Below are 20,404 nucleotides of genomic sequence, written 5' to 3'. Positions count from 1 at the left end.
CTGGTCCGTTGCGGCTGGTCAGGGGCAGGAGTACCGTCGAAGGCACCATTCGTGCACCCGATGAGGGGTGCGGGAGGTGCGATGGCCATGGCAACGACGAGGAACCATCACCCGGTCCCCGAGGCGCAGCCCGCCCTCGCCAGGATGCGCAAGCGCCTGGTCGGCCCGCTGATCGAACCGCTCGATGCGGGTTACGACCAGGCGCGCGCGGTGTGGAACGGCATGGTGGACCGGTACCCGCTGGCGATCGCCCGCGCGGCCACGGTCGATGATGTGCCCATCGTGCTGGAGGCCGCCCGGGAGACGGGCCTGCCGCTGGCGGTGCGCGGAGGCGGGCACAGCATCACGGGACTGAGCACCGTGGACGACGGGATCGTGCTGGACCTAGCGGATCTGCGGGAGGTGGTGGTCGATCCCGCGACTCAGCTGGTCACGGTCGCGCCGGGGGCCCGCGCGGCCGACGTCGACAACGCCACCGCCCCGCACCGGCTTGCGATCCCCCTGGGCGCCTCGTCCCTGCCCGGCGTCGCGGGCCTGACGCTCGGTGGAGGCGTGGGCTGGCTGACGCGCAGGGCGGGTCTGGCGCTGGACTGCCTGGTGCGGGCCGAGGTGGTCACCGCCCAGGGCGAGCACCTGGTGGCCAGCCGTGAGGAGCACCCGGACCTGTTCTGGGGGCTGCGCGGGGGCGGTGGGAACTTCGGTGTGGTCACCTCGTTCACGTTCCGGGCCGTGCGCCTGCCGCAGACGGTGCTGGGCTGGACCCTGGTGTATGCGCCATCGCGGTGGTGGCACGCGCTGGCGGCGTTCGAGCGGTGGGCGCGGGAACTGCCCGATGAGCTCAGCTCGATCCTCACCTTCCGGGCGATGCCTGAGGTCTCCGGCATGGGTGAGGAGACGTGCCTGATGATCCGCTGCGTGTACGTGGGTGAGGACCCGGCACGGGGGACGGCGATGCTGGATCGCCTGCGCCGGGCCGCCCCGCCTATTCATGAAACCTCCGGGCTGATCTCGTGGCCGCAGTGGCAGAGCGCCATGGATGCCCATTTCCCTTTCGGCTCGCACGGGTTCTGGCGCAACGTTGCGTTCACCCGCATGGACGAGGACGCTCTGGGGGCGGTGCTGGATGTGGCTGAGCGGATCCCCGGCCCCGGGCACGCGATCGACATCCATCACCTGGGCGGCGCGTTCGCTCGGGTGCCGGAGCAGGCCACCGCCTTCCCCAACCGCACCGCCCGCTTCTGGATGACCATCTACGGCGCCTGGCAGGAATCCGAGGAGGATCCCCGCGGCTGGGATCTGGCCGAGCACTCCCGCGCGGTGATGGAGCGCCTGGGGGAGCGCGGCGAGTACGTGAACTTCCGGGCCCTGGAGCACACCCGCCCCATCACGGACTTCACCCGCCAGATCTACGGGGAGGAGAAGTACCGCCGGCTGCAGCACGTCAAGCAGCGCTACGACCCCCAGAACCTGTTCCGCGGGAACTACAACGTGTCGCCGGACGTGTAGAACTCCGATACCGGCTTCAGCCGCGCCAGGGCGTGTAACCGTCAAGCGACTCGACGGCGTGGCCCTGTTCGCCGAAGTTCTCGGGATCGGCCACCCAACGGTCACGATCCCATTTCAAGGCGACCCGCATCGAGATATTCGCCGTTCCTTCCGGCAGCGCGCCCTCGACGACGAGATCGATGATCGCGGACTCCTCGGTGTAGGTCTGGAACCGGTAGCCGATCAAGGTGACCGTCAACTCTTCGGAATCCTGGAGGCCTTCCTCTTCACTCGCGATGGCTTCGTCACGGAAGTCACCCTCCGGAAGCCACTCGGCGGATACGCCCTCTACTCGTCCCGAGGCACTGAGGAAATATGCACTGGCGAAGAGCGCGCCGTTCGCTGAGTGCTCGTAGCAGGTCCAGAGGTCCCCGTCCTGGGCGTACGGGCCGTACCTCTCGGAGACGGGTGCGGCGGTGCCGGCCACCATGGCCCATTCGTCGACCTCGGGCGGGCCTGACGGGATCTCAGAGCTGCCCTCACCGACGATGCATTCTCCGTCTGCCGTCTTCCCTGGCGACTGCTCATCGGACGAGTCTTCCGCAGCATCGTCCTCGCCAGATCGACCGTTCTCGCTCGCTTCCCTTCTCTCGCTGGCTTCACCGTTCTCGCTGGCGTCACTGCCGTTGTCCGACACCCCTTGCTCCTGCGTTTGCGAGTCTGCATCGTCCTCCCCAGCCGGCGGGCTGGTGGGTCCACACGCGCTGAGGACAAGGAAGGCGGACGCGACCGCGATCGTCGAGCGGGCGATGACTGAGGAGCGCATAAGGGACCGGTGGCCTTCTGGGCGGGTTAATGGTGACCACAACAGCCGACCACATCCGGACCTCACCCGGCACCTGGTTCCTGGGAATGTGGACAGAATGCACCGTCGGCACGGCCCCTGCGGCCAGCGCGGCGGATCACCCTTCAGCCCAGGTTGCCAGGCCCCCTCCATCACGCGCCACCGAAAGCGGACGAACGGATGAGGACCGGAATCATCCGTAAGTATCTCGAAGCCGTCGGCGGCTGGCTCTCGCTCGAGTACGTGACCGGGGACGCCCGAGTCCAGGTCGCCTGAGTTCGCATCGGGGGTCGTGGCTAGCCGACAACGGAAGCATGTCGATTGTCCACATCTTCGCACCGCACCCCCATCAGTGGAGCCACGCGACGGGCTATCTCCCGTCAGACCCCGCCCTGACGCGTGGCGTCGACGGCGGTAATCACCACCGCGAACACCGCGAGGTTGCTGCGGAACGTCGACCCCTCCGGGCCCGGGACCTCCTCCTGCTCAGCACCCGCCGCCGGGTCCTGTCGCAGCAGCCCGCATCGCGACAGGCGCATCAGGTCGGCCTGGACCCTCCACAACCGCCACATCTGATCGCTGCCAGCAGGGAAGGCCGCCGTGCGTGCGGGCTGCTCTCGATGGTCATGGCTGGTCATCTCGGCCAGGATGCTGTTCGCGTCGGGGAGGGTCAGTCCGTCGGGGCTGGCGGCGAACAGAAGGGCTGCGAAGGTGTCCGGTCCGCCGCGGAAACCACCCTCGTCAGGATCGTTCTGCACAAGGGTGATCAACAGCATCAGCATCACCGCGCGCGCGAAGGTCGTGAACGCCTCCGGGTCCTCCGACGCCGGGACGTACGGCGCGTGGTCGTGCTGCTCGGGGTAGGCCCGGGTGCTGGTCAGCGTGACCCACCCACCCGCGATCAGGGCGCTCCACGGGCCTGCGATCTCGTCGACCTGCCACATGGAGGTGACCGCGAAGGGGCCGGTGTCGATCTCCCACTCCTCGACGAGGGTGCGTACGTCGGCCAGGCGCAGCGCTCCCGTCGAAGTCACCTGACGCCCCTTGCCCAGGAACTCCAGCAGGCGCGCCGCCCGCTGCACCAGCTTCACGTCGCCGTGCGCTGCCGTGAGCTCCTCCATGTCGTCCTCGGCCCTCTCCAGCGCGAGCAGGGGCTCCTCCAGAGTGGAGTTGTCGGGCAGGAACCAGGGCAACCCGGGCTCCTTGTCGGGGACGTCGGCAGGATCGGGGCCGCCGCCGAAATCACTGCCCGAGCCCGTCCAGTGCGAAGCCTCGAAGGGCATCGACGGGTTCGCCAGGCGCCCGGTGTCGGAGATCTCGTGGCGCTCGGTGTTGGTCAGCGCGGTGTTGTACCACTGCATGTAGGCGTCGAACAGCTCGGGCGTGCTCAGGTCGACCCCCAGCGTGCTCGCGTGGACGAGGATGTTGCCGGTGAAGGAGCGGGCAGTGGGGTCATCGGCGGCTTCCAGGGCCGAGAACTCGAGCCCCTCCAGCACGCTGCGGGCCCGATCCACGTCGATGCCGTCGGGATGCCAGCGCTGGTGCTCGTCGAGGAACGCGAAGAACTGGCCCAGGGCAGGCACCTGCGCCATGACCATCTCGCGCGGCTGGATCACCTTGCGTGGAACCACCTCGGTCAGCAGGATCTCTATCATTTCTTCGGTCCAGTAGGTCGGGTCCGCACTGTCGAGCTGCTCGGCCTTCAGCCTCAGCAGCGGCTCCACATGTGCGGCCTCCTCGTCGGCCTGATCCGTGGAGACCGCCTCACGGCGCCAGAGAACGAACTGGGCCAGCAGCGCATGCAGATCTCGCTCCATCCGCCTGTCGGATCGCTCGAACGCGTGGGACGGGCCGCGCTGCGGGCCAGAGCGCTGGGTGCCGCGGCGGTGCTTCTTCTTCGGCATCTGACCATCGTGCCGCATGCGGACATCAGCGAAAAGGCTATGCGCCCCATGGGCTGGTCAGGGACCGCTCCGGCTGGCTGCGGCGTGATCGCGTGCGGTCTGGCCGGCGTTCAGTGCACCGCGTGGCCCACGCCGTGCCGGTGGCGTCGTGGTCTCGCCGGCGTCTTGGGCCTGACCCGGTCTTGAGGCGGCAGGCTCATTGCTCGCCACCGGAGCACAGGTCAGTCGAGCCCTGGAATGGTCGGTGCCAGGGGCGCAGGCGCGGGCGTGCTTCCATCCGCCCATGCAAGTGGAGCTTCGCTCCTGTAGTCCGCAGCACCGTGAAGACATCGACATACTCGACTCCCATCGCGACACTGGCGTCCGGGATCTTCACCCGCTTGCGTGCATTCGGACTGGGCAGTTCGTTGGTGACAACGGTGTCGCCATGCCCGGCGGCATGGGCGATGAGGAGGAAATCAGCTTGGTCACTCGAGAACGCGTTCAACGCATCCTGCCGATAGTCCTGCCTCGCTGCCCACGTGCTGAGCGGAGCGAAGTTCTGGGCGGTTCGCTGATCGACCGGGAGGAAGAAGCCTGGGTGATCGCGCGCCCAGTCGGCGAGCTCGTCATCACCGCTAAGGCGCTCTTCGCGAACGGCATCGATACTGATCAGCTCTCCTGCCTGGTGGCCCTGTTCGAGCCAGGTCCAGAACCCTGGCGCGATGTCGAACGCGTAGTACCTGTTCTTCGCGTCGATCAGGATGCTCGCGTCGACGAGGTACATCAGCTGATCCCGACCCGCTCGGCGAGCTGCTCGAAGGTGCTGTGCTTCTTCACGCCGAGCAGCTTGTACGCGTCCCGGTAACTCGTCCCGCCCTCGCGTGCGCTGGCGATCACGGCTCGAGCGAACTGTCTGCTGAGCCGTCGCGGCTGGACGTTGTAGAAGCTTCCGCCACCCGTCTTCTGCTCCTTCGCTTCGGCAAGAAGCGCGAGAACACGCGCCTTCTCCTCCTCATATCGCTCGTAGTACAGCTCCTTCGTGATGAGGCTGAGGTCGGCGAGTCGACGCAGCACGACGAGAGTGCTCACGGTGAATCGCTGAGCGAGGGCATCCAGTCCTTCTGCGGATTGGTCACCGATGTACTCGGTGCGGACGGTCTCGCGCGGCATCAGCACCTCTGCGGCGACGGCGTTGCACCATTGCTCGTCCGGAGGCGCACTCGTCGCACTGGGCACGGCATCGGAGAGTGCGCTTCCTCCTAGCCACACATGGGCGAACTCGTGAAGGAGCGTGAAGATCTGCGCGGCCTTGCTATCCGCGCCGTTGACGAAGACCAGGGGGGCCAGGTCGTCAGTCAAGGTGAAGCCGCGGAACTCTTCAGGCTGCAGCACGCGGCGGGTGTTCGATCCGACCACGCCGCTGACCATCACGAGGGTTCCGCTGTCCTCGATGCGGTCGGACAGGAGGCTGAAGGCGCTGCCCCAGTTCGGAGCGAGTGGTCCTGCATCAGGACTGATGCCGAGGACGTCCCACATCCTCTGCGCGATGATCGCGGGCTCATCCATCGTCGTCGCGGATCCGACATACGGCACCGGGTCCAGGCTGTTCTCGAGTAGGTAGTCCCGGAACCAGTCCTGGCGCAACTGGCACAGGTAGATCGTGTCGAGGAGGTCAGCGGATGGCCTACTGATCGCCGCGTCGCGCAGGGTGCGCATGTCGGGCACCGGGAGTGGTTCCTCCGGTGGGGCTGGGAGGAAAAGCTGCCCGAACGGCGCATGTGTGGCTTGTGCGAACTTCTCGAGCTGCTTCACGGTGGGCCTGCGGGTTCCGGCCCTCCACTCGGCGAGGTGCGGGAACCTCCGCTGCGCCGTCTCCTCGTCCCAGCCTGCGCGCCCAACGGCCCAGTCCAGCAAGGTGGGAGCGACATCCACGTGGACACTCACGGCACGTCCTCCTCATCCGGTTCCGTCGCAGTTGTCGTGACCGCCATGGTAGACGCGGGGCACGAAAGGTGACCCTGAGCCGAGGCAGAGCCCACGGCGCCCGCAGAATGGTCCGTCAAGCCGCCGTTGGCCGCGTCCGGGGCTCAGAGCGTTGCGGGCATTTCTGCCTCGAGCGCGGCCCCAGTCAGCGCCCCTGCAGCGCTTCGCGTGTCGCACTCCAGACGCGAAGCACATAGTCGCGACCCGGCTCGCCCGGTCTTACCTCGATCTCTCGTTCGACGCCGTCTTCGCGGATCCACACCGTGCATCGTTCCCACGGCGCACCGTCCGGCGGGCCTATGAACAGATGGATGGAGCGTGCGTCCTTCTCGTTCCCCGCGGCGAGGACGGCTCCGATCCGTTCGTTGCCGGCGCCCTCGTTGAAGCCAGTGGTACCGCGGCCAGGTGCCCCACCGCGGTACGGATTCTTGAGTGCCTGCGCCTGGAAGATCGATCCTAGGAGGAAGAGCGCCTCCTGCGCACCCGGGCTCAGGAGTTCTCCGGCCCGTCTCCCGCTCAGGCGATCGGGAAACTCCATCGTCCCGCTCCTGACCCCCCGGTCGAGTTCCTTCAGAGCTGCGGCTCTCTCCTGCGCGGGAGCACTGAGCCTCCCGTCCCGGAACACGCCGATCTTGGCTGAGGTCAGGTAGCTCTCAGGTTCGCTCGGCCCTCTCACACCTACTAGGAGCGGCTCAGCACTCCCTACGAGGTCGAACTCGAGTCCCACGCTGTCGCTCTTCGTGTCGCTCATCCCCATCTGCAGCCAGGGCACTGCATTGCCGCCGTGCAGCGAAAAGCGAAGCTGACCGGACTTACCGCCCTTGAGCTTTGCCGCAACACCCTGAGCACTGAGGAAGGCATCCCGGATCTCACCGGATACCGCGGGGTCCAGGAGAACGCTCGCGTCTGGAAGCAGCTCGAGATCACCCGTTCCGACCGACTCGGTGTACTCCTTCAGCGCTCGCCACAGGACTGCTTCGGGCCGATCTGGGGCGACCTCGATCATCTCCTGCACCAGCTCTGACCAGGTGCGGAACTCGATCGCGACAGACGGGAACTCCTTTCGGAGCGTCTCGGCTTCTGCCTTACCTGCGGACAGTGGGTTTCGCATCGGATGCAGAACGAGGAGCGTCGTCTTCCGCCCCATGTTCGACAGATACTTGCAGTAGTTGTGGAGCTGGCCCACCCCGAGGGGCGCATCGATCTTGTCCTCGATGAGCAGGACCGACGTCCATTCGGTCTCGTCGTATCTGTCATCCACGACGTGGTCGAACCTGCGACCGGAGGCTGGGTCCTTCCACTCCGAGTACAGCTCGGGGTAGTGCTCTATACGGATCTCCAGCATGCGGAGAAGGCGATCGAGCTCGCCTTCGATTCGAAGGATGTGGTCAAGCAAGTACTGAGCCACAGCCTCGTGACGCGCGTGATTCCTGTGGAGCCAATCCTCGCCGCTCCCCAGTTTGCTGGTCACCATCGATTTCTCGCCTGCGGCGGTGAACAACCTTGCGATGCGTACGGCTTCGTCATGCTGAGTCATGGGGGCCCCCTTGCTACCGCTGGATGGCTCACAGACGTTCGTGCCTCTTCGCCGGAGGTGACCGTGACAGCGCCACAGTAGACCGGGGGTACGACAAACCAGGCGGCTCCATCCGATTCCTGGTCAAGTTGACGTCGGTCATCGGCACCGCGACGAGCCGCGACGAGCAGCTGGCTTCGATTCCGCCCAGCTCCCTCCCCTGACGGGCGATAATGCTGACCATGACTGCCGCGCTCTCGCCGATGAAGCTGCTCGACCGGATGTACAACTCCTCGAGCTCCGAGACGGACAAGGGCACGCGGTTCGAGCGCTTCGTGCAGTCCTTCCTGCAGACCGACCCTGTGTGGGCGGAGCAGTTCTCCAAGGTATGGATGTGGGACGACTGGCCGGAGAAGACGGGCCACGACACCGGTATCGACCTGGTCGCCGAGCGGCGGGACGGCGGGCGCACTGCGATCCAGTGCAAGTTCTACGCCCCCAGCCATCACATGTCCAAGGGCGACATCGACTCGTTCCTGGCGAAGTCCGGGCGCATTGGCTTCACCGAACGCCTGATCGTCTCGACCACCACCAAGTGGGGTCCGAACGCGGAGGATGCGATCCGCGACCAGGCTGTCCCGGTGCGGCGCCTGGGTCTGGACGATTTCGAGCAGTCTCGCGTGGACTGGGCGACGTTCGACCCGGACACCCCCACGGTGCTGTCCCTCACCGAGGGCTCGGATCTGCGCCCGTACCAGCGCACCGCGATCAACGACGTGGTGGCCGGGTTCGAGGCGCACAACCGCGGCCGACTGATCATGGCGTGCGGCACCGGCAAGACCTTCACCTCTCTGCGCCTTGCGGAGGAGTACGTCGGGTCCGCTGGAAGTGTGCTGTTCCTGGTGCCGTCGATCGCTCTGCTGTCCCAGGCCCTGCGGGAGTGGTCGAACCAGACCACCGTCGGCATGACGGCGATGGCCGTCTGCTCGGACCGCAAGGCCTCCCGCACCCGCCGGACCTCCGAGGACACCTCGGAGATCTCAGTGGTGGACCTGGCTCTCCCGGCGACCACCGATCCTGAGACCCTTGCTGGGCGGATGCGCGAGTCTCGCACCGACGGTGAGGGGATGCGCGTGGTGTTTGCGACCTACCAGTCCATCGACGTGGTCGCGCAGGCGCAGAAGATCGCAGGGCTCGCGCCGTTCGACCTGATCATCTGCGACGAGGCGCACCGCACCACTGGAGCCACCCTGGTCGGGGAGGATGAGTCCCCCTTCGTGCGGGTGCATGACGAGAACTATCTGAAGGCGTCCAAGCGCCTGTACATGACCGCCACCCCGCGGATCTACGACGACGCCTCCAAGGCGAAGGCCGGTCGCGCGCAGGCCGTTCTGGCCTCCATGGACGACGAGGACACTTTCGGCCCGGAGATGTACCGACTGGGTTTCGGGGATGCCGTGTCGATGGGGATGCTCACCGACTACAAGGTCCTCATCCTCACGGTCAACCAGGAGTCGGTGAACGAGGCGATGCAGGAGGCGTTTGCCGAGAACGGCGAGCTCACTCTCGATGACGCGACCCGCCTGATCGGCTGCTGGAACGGGCTGGCGAAGCGAGGGGACGCCGAGCACTCCTTCGGCTTGGACGCGCAGCCGATGAAGCGGGCCGTCGCGTTCGCCCGCTCCATCAAGGACTCCAAGCGGGTCAAGTCGCAGTTCAACGAGGTCGTCTCCGCCTACGTGGAGAACCACGACGGCGAGGACGTGGACGATCTGCTGCAGGTCGAGGTGGAGCACGTCGACGGCGCCATGAACGCGATGGAGCGCAACGCTCATCTGGACTGGCTGCGCGAGCCCACGCCGGAGAACCATTGCCGGGTCCTCACCAATGCGCGGTGCCTCTCCGAGGGCGTGGATGTGCCGAGCCTGGATGCGGTGATGTTCCTGAATCCCCGCAGATCCGTGGTGGACGTGGTGCAGTCGGTGGGGCGCGTGATGCGGCTGTCCCAGGGCAAGAAGTTCGGGTACATCATCCTGCCTGTCGTGGTCCCTGCTGGTTCCTCTCCGGAGAGCGCGCTGGACGACAACAAGAACTTCCGGGTGGTCTGGGAGGTCCTCCAGGCGCTCCGCGCCCATGACGAGCGGTTCGACGCCATGGTCAACAAGGTCGAGCTGAACCGGAAGCGAGATGACAAGGTCAACGTGATCGGCGTTGGCTTCGGTGGGGATGACTCCGACGAGGGCGGTGCACCGTCCCCGGGTGGATCGGCCCAGGGCAGGATCGATCTGCGTCTGTCGCAAATGGATTCCCTGCGCGATGCGATCTACGCGAAGATGGTCACGAAGGTGGGGTCGCGCCATTACTGGGATCAGTGGGCCAAGGACATCGCGCAGATCGCCCAGGCGCACATCGCTCGCATCACGGCGCTGGTGGATGATCCTTCCACTGCGGCGGCCAATCAGTTCTCCGTGTTCCTCGATGCGCTGCGGCGGAACCTGAACGAGTCGATCAGCCGTGACGGGGCGATCGAGATGCTGGCCCAGCACATGATTACCAAGCCGGTGTTCGATGCGCTCTTCGAGGACTATGCCTTCACGGCCTCGAACCCTGTCTCGCAGGTGATGGACCGGATGGTGCAGGCGCTGACCGCGATGCACGTGGACGTCGAGGCGGCGTCCTTGGAGGCGTTCTACGAGTCGGTGCGTCTGCGTGCGGCGGGGATCGACAACGCCGAGGGCAAGCAGAAGATCATCACCGAGCTGTACGAGAGCTTCTTCAAGAGCGCCTTCGCCAAGACCGCCGATTCGATGGGCGTGGTCTACACGCCGGTGGAGATCGTGGACTTCATCCTGCGCAGCGTGGATGACGTGCTGAAGAAGGAGTTCGGACGCTCCATCAGCGATGAGGGCGTGCATGTGCTGGATCCGTTCACCGGGACCGGCACCTTCATCGTGCGGCTGTTGCAGTCCGGCCTGATCAAGCCCGAGGATCTGGCCCGTAAGTACGCGAGCGAGCTGCATGCCAACGAGATCCTGCTGCTCGCGTACTACATCGCCGCGATCAACATCGAGACCACCTATCACGACCTCGCCGCGGAGGCCGAGGGGGTGGCGCTCGAGGAGGAGTCGTACGAGCCGTTCAGCGGGATCGTGCTGACCGATACGTTCCAGCTCACCGAGGATGGCGACCTGCAGGACGAGCGCGTGTTCCCTACGAACAACTCCCGCGCCGAGGCCCAGAAGAAGCTGGACATCCAGGTGATCATGGGCAACCCGCCGTACTCGGTGGGCCAGACCTCCGGCAACGACGACAACGCCAACGTCAAGTACCCCACTCTCGATGCGCGCGTGCGCGACACATTCGCTGCCAGGACCGACGCCACCAACAAGAACAGCCTGTACGACTCGTACATGCGCGCGATCCGCTGGGCGTCCGACAGGGTGGGCGACGAGGGCGTGATCGGCTTCGTCACCAACGGCGGATGGATCGAGGGGAACACTGCAGCCGGCGTACGCAAGACCCTGGCTGACGAGTTCAGCTCGATCTACGTGTTCAACCTGCGGGGTAACGCACGAACCGCCGGGGTCCAGCGCCAGAAGGAGAAGGGCAACGTCTTCGGGTCGGGGGGCCGCACGACAATCGCCGTCTTCCTCCTGGTCCGCACCAAGGACCACGCCGGCCCCGCAACGATCCATTACCGCGACATCGGCGACTACCTCACCGCCACGGAGAAGCTAGCGATCGTCGACGAGTCCACCCTCGACACAGTGCCCTGGCGACCCATCGAACCGAACCGTCACGGGGACTGGATCAACCAGCGCGACGAGGACTACCTGACGTACCCGGTGCTCGGCGACAACAAGGGAACGGACTCGCAGCCTGCGGCATTCCGCCTCTACTCCAGCGGCCTGAAGACCAATCGCGATGCATGGGTGTACAACTATTCCCTGCCTGCCCTTCGCGAGAACGTCACTCGGTCAATCGACTTCTACAACCGCGAAGTCGACCGCGCCGCACTCCCCGGCTACTCCCCCAACCTCGACCCCGCAAAACTCTCTTGGAACCGGGCGGACAAGACAAACGTGGCGCGGGGACGAAAGATCGAACACCGCAAGACAGCGTATCGGGAAGGCCTCTACCGACCGTTCTCCCGCGCCAACGTCTACTTCGACCGGGCCTACAACGACATGGTCTACCGGCTCCAACAACTATTCCCGACTGCGAAGCACGACAACTTCGGGTTCTACGTCACGGGGGTCGGATCCGACAAGGCGTTCTCAGTACTGGCTTCACGTCTCGTACCGGACCTAGCTTTATGGGGGTCGTCTAACGGCCAGTTCTTCCCCCGCTACCGTTGGGAGCCCGTTGCTGGTCCGGAGGACGGCGCCCTCGACCTGTCGATAGCATCGGTCCCCGACGTTGTCGTGGACGGCTACCGCCGGATCGACAACATCAGCGACGAGATGCTGGCGCACGTGCGCAAGCACCACGGGCACTCTGTCACCAAGGACGACGTCTTCTACTTCCTCTACGGCTTGCTGCACTCTCCCGAGTACCGGGAGCGGTACGCCGGGGAGCTGAAGCAGATGCTCCCGCGCATCCCGGGCGTTCCCGCGGGAACGTTCTCCGCGTTCACCGATGCTGGCCGCGAACTGTTCCACCTGCATGCCGACTATGAGGATGCGGAGCTGTACCCCCTCGAGGTCGTCGGCGGGGAGCAGCCACCGCTGGGTGGTCCCGAGGCGGCTGCGAACTACTACCGGGTGCAGAAGATGCGCTTCCCCTCGGGCCTGAAGGCAGCCGACGCGCCCGGCTCGCTCATCGTGAACGGCAACATCACTGTCACGGGCATCCCGGAGGCCGCCTATCGGTATCAGCTGGGATCCCGCTCGGCCATCGAGTGGCTCATCCGTCAATACCAGGTCACCACGGACAAGGCCTCCGGCATCGTCAACGATCCGAATGAGTGGGGCATCGAGCGCGGCAACCCGCGGTACATCCTCGACCTGCTGCAGAAGGTCATAACCGTGTCGGTGCGCACGGTGCAGATCACCAGCACCCTGCCAAGCATCACCACCACCGACGACTGACAACGTGACTACTAGAAGCAAACCCGGAGGGCCCCATGGGATTTCAGACACCGACGTATGACCTCACCAAACTTATTGAAGGTGCGAGGGCCGGAAGGATCCAGCTTCCCGATTTCCAGCGCGGGTACGTCTGGGACGACGAGCGGGTGCGGCAACTACTCGTGACAGTTGCTGTCGGCCACCCCATGGGAGTGCTGCTGGTACTCGCGACGGGCAGCCAGTCGGTGCACTTCGAATCTAAGCCCATCGAGATGACCGACCCAGAAGAGGGGACCGAGCCTGAACTCCTCGTCCTTGACGGGCAGCAACGGTTGACCTCGCTGACGCAGTCACTCGGCGGCGATGGCAAAGTGCGCACCAAGGACGACGGCATTCGCCGCTATTTCCTCAAGGTGAAGGAAGCACTAGATCACCCTGACCGACTAGACGAAGCGATCAAATCCCTACCCGCCGAAGGCGTTCTTAGGACGAACTTCGACCGAGACATCGTGCTTGATGTTTCCACACTCGAACGACAGATCGAAGAGGGGTACTTGCCATTCTCCGACATTTTCGGAGAGAGCTCATCCCAGTGGATTCTTCAATGGGCCCAGTCGCAGTCAATAGATTACGATCAAGTATCCCAGCTGATGTCACTCACCGAGCGAATCAGAAAGTACTCAATTCCAGCAATCCTTCTCGACAACGACACGACCGTGGAGGCCGTGACAACAGTTTTCGAGAAAGTAAACCAAGGCGGCGTGAAACTCACGGTTTTCGAGCTTCTCACAGCCAAGTTTGCCGGAGACCGCAAGTATTTCGAGCAAGCTGGCCACGCGTTCCAGCTCCGGAAGAGCTGGGAAGCCATCCGTGAGCGCTTGGACGACCACCCTGTGCTGGATAACTTCGACAACGATGACTACTTGCAAGCGGTGACACTCGTGTCATCCTTGAACTCCTCCACGGCTACAACCGCCCGCAAGGATGACATACTTAAGCTCAAGCTGACGGAATACCTGGAATGGGCACCCAAAGTAACCAATGCATTGGTATGGGCGGCTAAGTTCCTGGACGGAGAGCACATCCACACGTCATCAGACCTGCCCTATCCCAAGCAGGTAGTCCCACTCGCTGCTCTACGCGTCATCTTGGGCGACTCCACGGATGCGTACGGGGTGCACGGCAAGATCCGTCAGTGGTTCTGGAGCGGTATTTTCGGTGAGCTCTACGGCAGTGCCATCGAGACCAGGTTCGCGAGGGATGTCGAACAAGTTCCCGCATGGGCACGTAGCGAAGAGCAGTCGGCGACGCCACGGACGGTGGAGGAGGCATACTTCAACGAATCGCGTCTGCATAGCCTACGCACTCGTAACTCCGCCGCCTACAAGGGCGTCTATGCGCTTTTGATGGCTCAGGACTGCAGAGACTGGGTGTACAACCAAGCATTCGATAGAGCTCACTACCTGGAGCTTCGCGTCGACATTCACCACATCTTTCCCAAGGCGTGGTGCAGAAAGAACGAGATCCCATGGGAGCAGCAGGAGAGCATCATCAATAAGACCCCGCTTGCCAAGCGGACCAACATCAAGTTGTCCGGTAATGCTCCGAGCGTGTACCGCAAGACCATCGAGAAGGAGAGTCAGGCGCCCGCCGAACTGATCAACCAGGTGATCGAAGGACACGCGATCAACCCGGACCAACTGTGGGCCGACGACTTCGACGGGTTCTTCCGTCAGCGACGCGAGGCACTGTGCAAGCTCGTCGAGACGGCGATCCTCAAGCCGGTGACCCGTGATGTCATCGACGGTGCGCCCGGTGACGAATCCTCCGAGGATGGGCTCTTGAGCTCCTTGGAGCAGGAAGATGAGGCCGGCCTCTGAGCCTGCAACCAGCACCGAGAGTGAGAAACGCGCCTCGGTGCTTCATCGTCACGTTCTGCACGGCAAGCCCCCACCTTGATGGCTGCTCTCCGAAGCCGTACTTGTCTGTCGTCGGTCTGCCTTAGTCTGGGCGCATGGCCAAGACGCGCAAGAAGGAATAGCACATCGCAGTGTTCGGCGAGAGCGGCAACGGCAAGCGAGCGAACTGCCAGCCTGTGCCAGCCGAACTCGCACCTTTACTGACAGAGGTATGCATCGACCTCTAGGAAGCGCGAAGGCCAGGCCCTACGAAAACCGCAGGTGTCCTGGCCTTTACTTCCCCGATCCCAGCGGGAGGGGCTGGACATGACTGTACACGTCCCGCCCCGGGGCGCGCCAGAGTAGTGATGGAAGCGCCCTCACACCCTCGCCCCCGCCCGCGGCTCCGCCGGCGGGATCGCGGCCAGCAGCATCTTGGTGTAGTCCTCGCGGGGGTCGGCGAACAGCTCGGTGGCCTCGCGGTGCTCCACGGCGCGGCCCTTCTGCATCACCAGCACGTCGTGGCTCATCTGCTGCACCACGGCGAGGTCGTGCGCGATGAACAGGTAGGTGAGCCCCAGCTCCCCCTGCAGCTCCCGCAGCAGGTCCAGCACCTTGGCCTGCACGGACACGTCCAGCGCACTGGTGGCTTCGTCCAGGATGATCACGTCCGGCTCCAGGGCCAGGGCGCGGGCGATGGAGACGCGCTGGCGCTGACCACCGGAGAGCTCGTGCGGGAAGCGGGAGGCGAAGTCGCGCGGCAGGTGCACCAGGTCCAGCAGCTCCTGCACCCTGCCCTTCCGCGCGCCCTTGTCCTTACCGCCGAGCCGGTGCACCTTTAGCGGCTCCGCGATCGAGGCGCCGATCTTGGTGCGCGGGTTCAGGGAGGAGAACGGGTCCTGGAACACCATCGCCAGGCGGCGTCGCACATCGCGCCGCTCTCCGCGGGACAGCTGGAACAGGTCCGTGCCCGTCAGGGTCGCGGTGCCCGCCTCGGGCTCGACCAGGCCGGTGAGGGCATTCGCGATGGTGGACTTGCCGGAGCCGGACTCCCCCACGATCCCCAGGGTGTGCCCCTTGCGCACCTGGAAGGACACGTCGTCCACCGCGTGGATGGTGCGGGATCCGGTGGGGGTGCGCACCTGGAACTTCACGTCGAGGTCCTGCACGTCCAGCAACACCGGGGATTCCCCCGGCGGGGTGGGTGGGGCGGCCACGCCGATCAGCGGGCGCGCGTCCAGCAGCTCCCGGGTGTACGCCTCGCGGGGGCCGGCGAAGATGTCCTGCACCGGGGCCTGCTCCACGATGTTCCCGTGGCGCAGCACCGTGACGTCGTCGGCCACCTGACCGATCACGCCCAGGTCGTGGCTGATCCAGATCACCGCACTGCCCAGTCGCTCCTGCAGGTCCCACACCAGCTCGATGATCTGCCGCTCCGTGGTCACGTCCAGCGCCGTCGTCGGCTCATCGGCGATCAGCAGCTCCGGCTCGCACGCCAGGGCGATCGCGATCATCACGCGCTGGCGCTGACCACCGGAGAGCTGATGCGGGAAGGAGTGCAGGCGGTCCTCCGGATCCGGGAGACCCACCGCCTCCAGCAGCTCGAGTGCCCGGCGCCGGGCCTCCTTCGGGGTGCCGCGGCCGTGGGCCTCCAGCGACTCGGTGATCTGCCGCTGGATCGTCAGCAGCGGGTTCAGCGAGGTCGACGGGTCCTGGAACACGAAGCCGATGCGGGAGCCGTGCACCTTGCGCAGCTGCGCCTGCGTCGCACCGATCAGCTCGGTGCCCCCCGCGAGCACGGAGGAGCCGGTGGCCTTGGAGGCGGGGGCATCCATCAGCCCGGTGGCGGCCAGCACCGTCATCGACTTGCCGGAGCCGGATTCGCCCACCAGGCCCACCGTCTGCCCCTTCTGCACGGAGAACGAGATGTCCTCCACAATGGTGCGCCGGCCGATGGTCACCTTCAGGTCACGCACGTCCAGCACGGACTCACGCAGGGAAGCGCTCATCACTTCATCCTCGCTTCCATCAGGCTGCGCTGCTTGGGGTCCATCACGTCGCGCAGGCCATCGCCGAACAGGTTGAAGGCCAGCACCGTCACGAAGATCGCGGCACCGGGGAACACGGCCATCCACCAGGCCTGCCCGATCCACGACTGCGCATCGAAGATCATCCGCCCCCAGGACGGTTCCGGCGGCTGGATGCCCATGCCCAGGAACGACAGGGTGGCCTCGGTGAGGATCGCGAAGGCGAGGGAGACGGAGGTCTGCACGATCAGCGGCGCCATGATGTTGGGCAGCACGTGCCGGGTGAGGATGAACAGGTGCCCGGTGCCCATGGTGCGGGACACCTGCACGTACGGCTCCACGCTCACCGACAGGGTGGAAGCTCGGGAGACGCGCGCGAAGATCGGCGTGTACACCACGCCCACGGCCAGCATGGTGGTCCACTTGCCGGTGCCCAGGATCGCCACGATCACCAGGGCCAGCAGCACCACCGGGAACGCGAACAGCACGTCCACCAGCCGCATCAGCACCGTGTCCACGATGCCCCGCACGTACCCGGCGGTCACACCGATCGCGGTGCCCACGCCCAGAGCGAAGGCCACGGAGATCAGCGCCACCTGCAGGGAGGTCTCGGTGGAGGCGATCACGCGGCTGAACACGTCGCGGCCGAGATCGTCGGTGCCGAAGAGGTGATCGGCGCTGGGACCCTGCAGGGAGTTCAGCACGTCGGTGGAGTTGATGCCGTAGGGGATCAGCCAGCGGCCGAACAGGGCAACCAGCATCACCAGCAGCAGCACCAGGGCCGAGATCACGGTGACCGGGTTGGAGAACAGCACCCGCCAGGTGGGGCGGCGCTGCTCGGTGGGAGCGTCGACGTCGGCCGACGGATCCGCGGGATCACCCGAGCCCGTGGGGTTCGCGGGCTCGGCGGAATCGGCCGGAGTGCCCTGGGCGGCAGGGTCGACGGGATCGGCCAGCTCGGCCGCCTCTGCGGCGGCACGCGGGTCGTTCTGACTCATCGCAGCCTCCTCACGACATCCGGATCCGGGGGTCGACGACGGCGTACAGCACGTCGACCACGAAGTTCACCAGCAGGAACAGGGCCGCCACCAGCAGCACGCCACCCTGCACCACCGGGTAGTCGCGGGCCTCGACGCTGTCGTAGATCAACCGGCCCAGGCCCGGCCAGGCGAACACCACCTCCACCACCATCAGCCCCGAGAGGATCGTGGCCAGCTGGATGCCGGTGATGGTGAGGATGGGGATCAGTGCGTTGCGCACGATGTGGCGGCTCAGCACGGTGCGCGGCGCGAGGCCCTTGGAGCGGGCGGTGCGCACGTAGCCGGAGCTCTTGACCTCCAGCACCGCGGATCTGACGTATCTGGTGATGATGGCGGCGGCCACCAGTCCGGAGGTGGCGCCGGGCAGGATCACGTGCCGGGCCCACTGCAGCGGGTCCTCCGTCAGCGCCGTGTACCCGTAGGAGGGCAGCCAGCCCAGCACCGCGGCGAACAGCATGATCAGCAGCACGCCCAGCCAGAAGTCCGGCACGGACACACCGAACTGGCTGGTCACGCGCACGATCGCATCGGAGGCCTTCCCTTCGCGCAGCGCCGAGTAGATCCCGGCGGGGATCGCGATCACCAGGGCGATCAGGATCGCCACGGCCGCCAGCGAGGCGGTGGCCGGCAGGCGCTGCAGCACCAGGTCGGTGACCGAGCGGCCGCTGCGGAAGCTCACCCCGAGGTCCCCGGTGAACACCCCACCCAGGTAGCTGAAGAACTGCACGATCAGCGGGCGGTCCAGCCCGGAGCGCTCCAGCAGGGCGTCGTAGGAGGACTGGGTGAAGCGGGTGCCCAGGGCCACCCGGATCGGGTCACCGGGCACCAGGTGCAGCATCGCGAACACCACGATGATCACGCCCAGCAGCACTACCAGGGAGTACCCGAGGCGGCGCAGCACGAACTGCACGGTGGGGTTGCGCAGCCACCCGGGCAGGCGGCTGGAGGTGCCTGCGGCGGCGCGCGACCCGGTGGAGCCGGTCGCGGTCACTGGTTCAGCGAGGTGTCACGGAAGCGGATGGCGGCATCGCCTCGGGCCTCGTAGCCCTCGACCTCCGGCACCCATGCCTGCAGCACCGCCGGGTTGTACAGGTAGATGTAGCTGCACTCGTCAGCGATGATCGTGGCGGCCTCGCCGTAGATCTCCTTGCGGCGTGCTTCGTCGGGCTCGGCGCCGCCCTCCTCCAGCAGCCGGTCCACCTCGGGGTTGGAGTAGCTCTGGCGGTTGTTGGCGCCCTCGGAGTGGTGCTGGGCGTAGTAGAAGCCGGAGGGGTCGATGTTGCCCAGCCAGCCCATCATCAGCATGTCGAAGTTGCCCTCGTTCTGCTCGGCCAGCCAGGTCGCGAAGTCCACGGTGGAGATCTCCACGGTGATCCCGAACGGCGAGAGCTGATCGGCGATCAGCTGGGCGGAGCTGACCGTCTCGGGGTACTCCGAGGTGGCCATGAAGCGGATCGTGGTGCCGTCCACCCCGCCGGCGGCGTCGAACAGCTCCTGCGCCTTGTCCGGGTCGGTGGAGTACGTCGAGTACTCGTGGTACCAGGAGGAGGTCTCCGGGATGGCCAGCTGGTTGGGCACGGCCGTGCCCTGGGTGGAGGCCTGGATGATGGCCTCGCGGTCGATGGCGTAGGCGATGCCCTGGCGGGCCTCGACCTTGTCCCAGGGGGCGTTGGCGATGTTCAGCGCCAGGTACCAGTAGTCGTTGGAGGGCACCTGGCCCAGCTCCAGCTCATCGTTGCCCTCGATCTGCTCCACCCGCTGCGGCTCGAAGGAGTCCGTCCAGTGCACCTCGGAGTTCTGCAGGGCGGTGACGGCGGTGGACCCCTCGGAGATGAACCGGAAGGTGACACCGCCCAGCGCCGGGGCGCCGCCCCAGAAGTCCGGGTTGGCCTCCAGGGCGATGCTGTCACCAGTGACGTAGTCGGCCAGCTTGAACGGACCGGTGCCGATGGGCGAGGTGACGATGTCGCCGGAGTCCACGTTGTCCTGCTTGACGATCGCCAGGCCCTTGAAGTTGCCCAGGTTGGCCAGCAGGTCCGGGGTGGGGGCACCCACGGTGATCACCACGGTGCCGGCGTCGGGCGCCTCCACCGATTCGATGGCGGCCAGGCGCCAGGCGTTGGCGAGCTCCTCGTCGATGATCCGGTTGTAGGAGTACACGACGTCATCGGCGGTGAACTCGCTGCCGTCGTGCCAGGTGACGCCCTCGCGCAGGGTGAAGGTGTAGGTCAGCTGGTCGTCGCTGACCTCCCAGTCCTCGGCGAGCGCTCCCACCATCTCCAGGTTCTCGTCGGGCTCGACGAGGGTGTCGAAGATGTTCTCCAGCACCTGGAAGGAGAAGTAGGCGGTGGTGCTGTGGGGGTCCAGCTGGTCCGGCTCACCGGCGATCGCGGCGATCAGCTCGGCGCCGTCGACGGCCCCGCCGCCGTCGGAGCCGGCGCCCCCGCCGTCGAGGTCGACGTCCTCCCCGCCGCCGGAGCAGGCGGCGAGAAGCGCTGCCCCCGAGACTCCGGAGGCGGCCAGAAGAGTGCGGCGGTCGAGCTTCATGAGAGGTCCTTCCCCGGGGCGAGATGCTGCGGCATCGCGAGCTGTCCCTCCACTGTGGTCCAGGACACTCTCCGGATGGGTGAAGATTGGACGGATGTGCTGGATCGTT

The 20,404-nt window shown here is 65.9% G+C and carries 12 protein-coding genes; 3 read left to right on the top strand and 9 right to left on the bottom strand.

What is annotated here, in order from left to right; genetic code table 11:
- The first annotated feature begins 87 nt into the window (after positions 1-87).
- Positions 88-1,506, top strand: coding sequence for an FAD-binding oxidoreductase (locus tag M4D54_RS02530; RefSeq protein WP_259890167.1), 1,419 nt, complete (start codon positions 88-90; stop codon positions 1,504-1,506).
- 16 nt (positions 1,507-1,522) lie between these two features.
- Here M4D54_RS02530 and M4D54_RS02525 read toward each other — a convergent pair whose 3' ends face one another.
- The 5 genes from M4D54_RS02525 to M4D54_RS02505 form a co-directional block, all read right to left on the bottom strand.
- Positions 1,523-2,182 carry a hypothetical protein gene (locus M4D54_RS02525; protein ID WP_259890165.1) on the bottom strand — a complete coding sequence of 220 codons (660 nt, stop codon included), beginning with the start codon at positions 2,180-2,182 and terminating at the stop codon, positions 1,523-1,525.
- A gap of 527 nt (positions 2,183-2,709) precedes the next feature.
- A complete protein-coding gene (locus M4D54_RS02520) occupies positions 2,710-4,233 on the bottom strand; it encodes a hypothetical protein (RefSeq protein WP_259890163.1) in 1,524 nt (507 codons plus the stop codon).
- 196 nt (positions 4,234-4,429) lie between these two features.
- Positions 4,430-4,999, bottom strand: a complete 570-nt coding sequence (locus M4D54_RS02515) for a DUF4411 family protein (RefSeq protein ID WP_259890161.1) — start codon at positions 4,997-4,999, stop codon at positions 4,430-4,432.
- Positions 4,999-6,147: an ImmA/IrrE family metallo-endopeptidase gene (locus M4D54_RS02510; RefSeq protein ID WP_259890152.1), complete on the bottom strand. Its 1,149-nt coding sequence runs from the start codon at positions 6,145-6,147 to the stop codon at positions 4,999-5,001. The genes M4D54_RS02515 and M4D54_RS02510 overlap by 1 nt, the downstream gene beginning before the upstream one ends.
- A gap of 196 nt (positions 6,148-6,343) precedes the next feature.
- Complete coding sequence (locus M4D54_RS02505; protein ID WP_259890150.1) at positions 6,344-7,735, bottom strand: hypothetical protein; 1,392 nt, start codon at positions 7,733-7,735, stop codon at positions 6,344-6,346.
- Positions 7,736-7,956: 221 nt separating this feature from the next.
- Here M4D54_RS02505 and M4D54_RS02500 point away from each other — a divergent pair, with 221 nt between their 5' ends.
- Together M4D54_RS02500 and M4D54_RS02495 are read left to right on the top strand one after the other, a co-directional pair.
- Positions 7,957-12,804: a type ISP restriction/modification enzyme gene (locus M4D54_RS02500; RefSeq protein ID WP_259890148.1), complete on the top strand. Its 4,848-nt coding sequence runs from the start codon at positions 7,957-7,959 to the stop codon at positions 12,802-12,804.
- A gap of 35 nt (positions 12,805-12,839) precedes the next feature.
- A complete protein-coding gene (locus M4D54_RS02495) occupies positions 12,840-14,663 on the top strand; it encodes a DUF262 domain-containing protein (RefSeq protein ID WP_259890146.1) in 1,824 nt (607 codons plus the stop codon).
- Between the two features lie 398 nt (positions 14,664-15,061).
- On the opposite strand, the gene M4D54_RS02490 is transcribed toward M4D54_RS02495, so the two are convergent.
- Genes M4D54_RS02490 through M4D54_RS02475 form a run of 4 tightly spaced genes read right to left on the bottom strand, consistent with a single transcriptional unit; the run spans position 15,062 to position 20,295 of the window.
- On the bottom strand, positions 15,062-16,690 hold the full coding sequence (locus M4D54_RS02490) for an ABC transporter ATP-binding protein (RefSeq protein WP_259890145.1): 1,629 nt from the start codon (positions 16,688-16,690) through the stop codon (positions 15,062-15,064).
- Complete coding sequence (locus M4D54_RS02485; RefSeq protein WP_259890143.1) at positions 16,690-17,706, bottom strand: ABC transporter permease; 1,017 nt, start codon at positions 17,704-17,706, stop codon at positions 16,690-16,692. Before M4D54_RS02485 ends, M4D54_RS02490 begins: the two co-directional genes overlap by 1 nt.
- A gap of 10 nt (positions 17,707-17,716) precedes the next feature.
- Positions 17,717-18,739: an ABC transporter permease gene (locus M4D54_RS02480; RefSeq protein ID WP_259890142.1), complete on the bottom strand. Its 1,023-nt coding sequence runs from the start codon at positions 18,737-18,739 to the stop codon at positions 17,717-17,719.
- Positions 18,736-20,295: an ABC transporter substrate-binding protein gene (locus M4D54_RS02475; RefSeq protein ID WP_259890140.1), complete on the bottom strand. Its 1,560-nt coding sequence runs from the start codon at positions 20,293-20,295 to the stop codon at positions 18,736-18,738. Before M4D54_RS02475 ends, M4D54_RS02480 begins: the two co-directional genes overlap by 4 nt.
- Between the last annotated feature and the right edge of the window lie 109 nt (positions 20,296-20,404).

It is taken from the genome of Brachybacterium sp. p3-SID1565 (genome assembly GCF_025143785.1).
GTDB classification, from domain to species: Bacteria; Actinomycetota; Actinomycetes; order Actinomycetales; family Dermabacteraceae; genus Brachybacterium; species Brachybacterium epidermidis.
This window is presented reverse-complemented; position numbering and strand designations above follow the sequence as displayed.

What these genes read in the sequence shown, in the direction of transcription:
- M4D54_RS02485 (WP_259890143.1), bottom strand. Translation starts at nt 17,706, where the DNA reads ATGAGTCAGAACGACCCGCGTGCCGCCGCAGAGGCGGCCGAGCTGGCC.
- M4D54_RS02475 (WP_259890140.1), bottom strand. Translation starts at nt 20,295, where the DNA reads ATGAAGCTCGACCGCCGCACTCTTCTGGCCGCCTCCGGAGTCTCGGGG.
- M4D54_RS02520 (WP_259890163.1), bottom strand. Translation starts at nt 4,233, where the DNA reads ATGCCGAAGAAGAAGCACCGCCGCGGCACCCAGCGCTCTGGCCCGCAG.
- M4D54_RS02495 (WP_259890146.1), top strand. Translation starts at nt 12,840, where the DNA reads ATGGGATTTCAGACACCGACGTATGACCTCACCAAACTTATTGAAGGT.
- M4D54_RS02500 (WP_259890148.1), top strand. Translation starts at nt 7,957, where the DNA reads ATGACTGCCGCGCTCTCGCCGATGAAGCTGCTCGACCGGATGTACAAC.
- M4D54_RS02530 (WP_259890167.1), top strand. Translation starts at nt 88, where the DNA reads ATGGCAACGACGAGGAACCATCACCCGGTCCCCGAGGCGCAGCCCGCC.
- M4D54_RS02515 (WP_259890161.1), bottom strand. Translation starts at nt 4,999, where the DNA reads ATGTACCTCGTCGACGCGAGCATCCTGATCGACGCGAAGAACAGGTAC.
- M4D54_RS02505 (WP_259890150.1), bottom strand. Translation starts at nt 7,735, where the DNA reads ATGACTCAGCATGACGAAGCCGTACGCATCGCAAGGTTGTTCACCGCC.
- M4D54_RS02490 (WP_259890145.1), bottom strand. Translation starts at nt 16,690, where the DNA reads ATGAGCGCTTCCCTGCGTGAGTCCGTGCTGGACGTGCGTGACCTGAAG.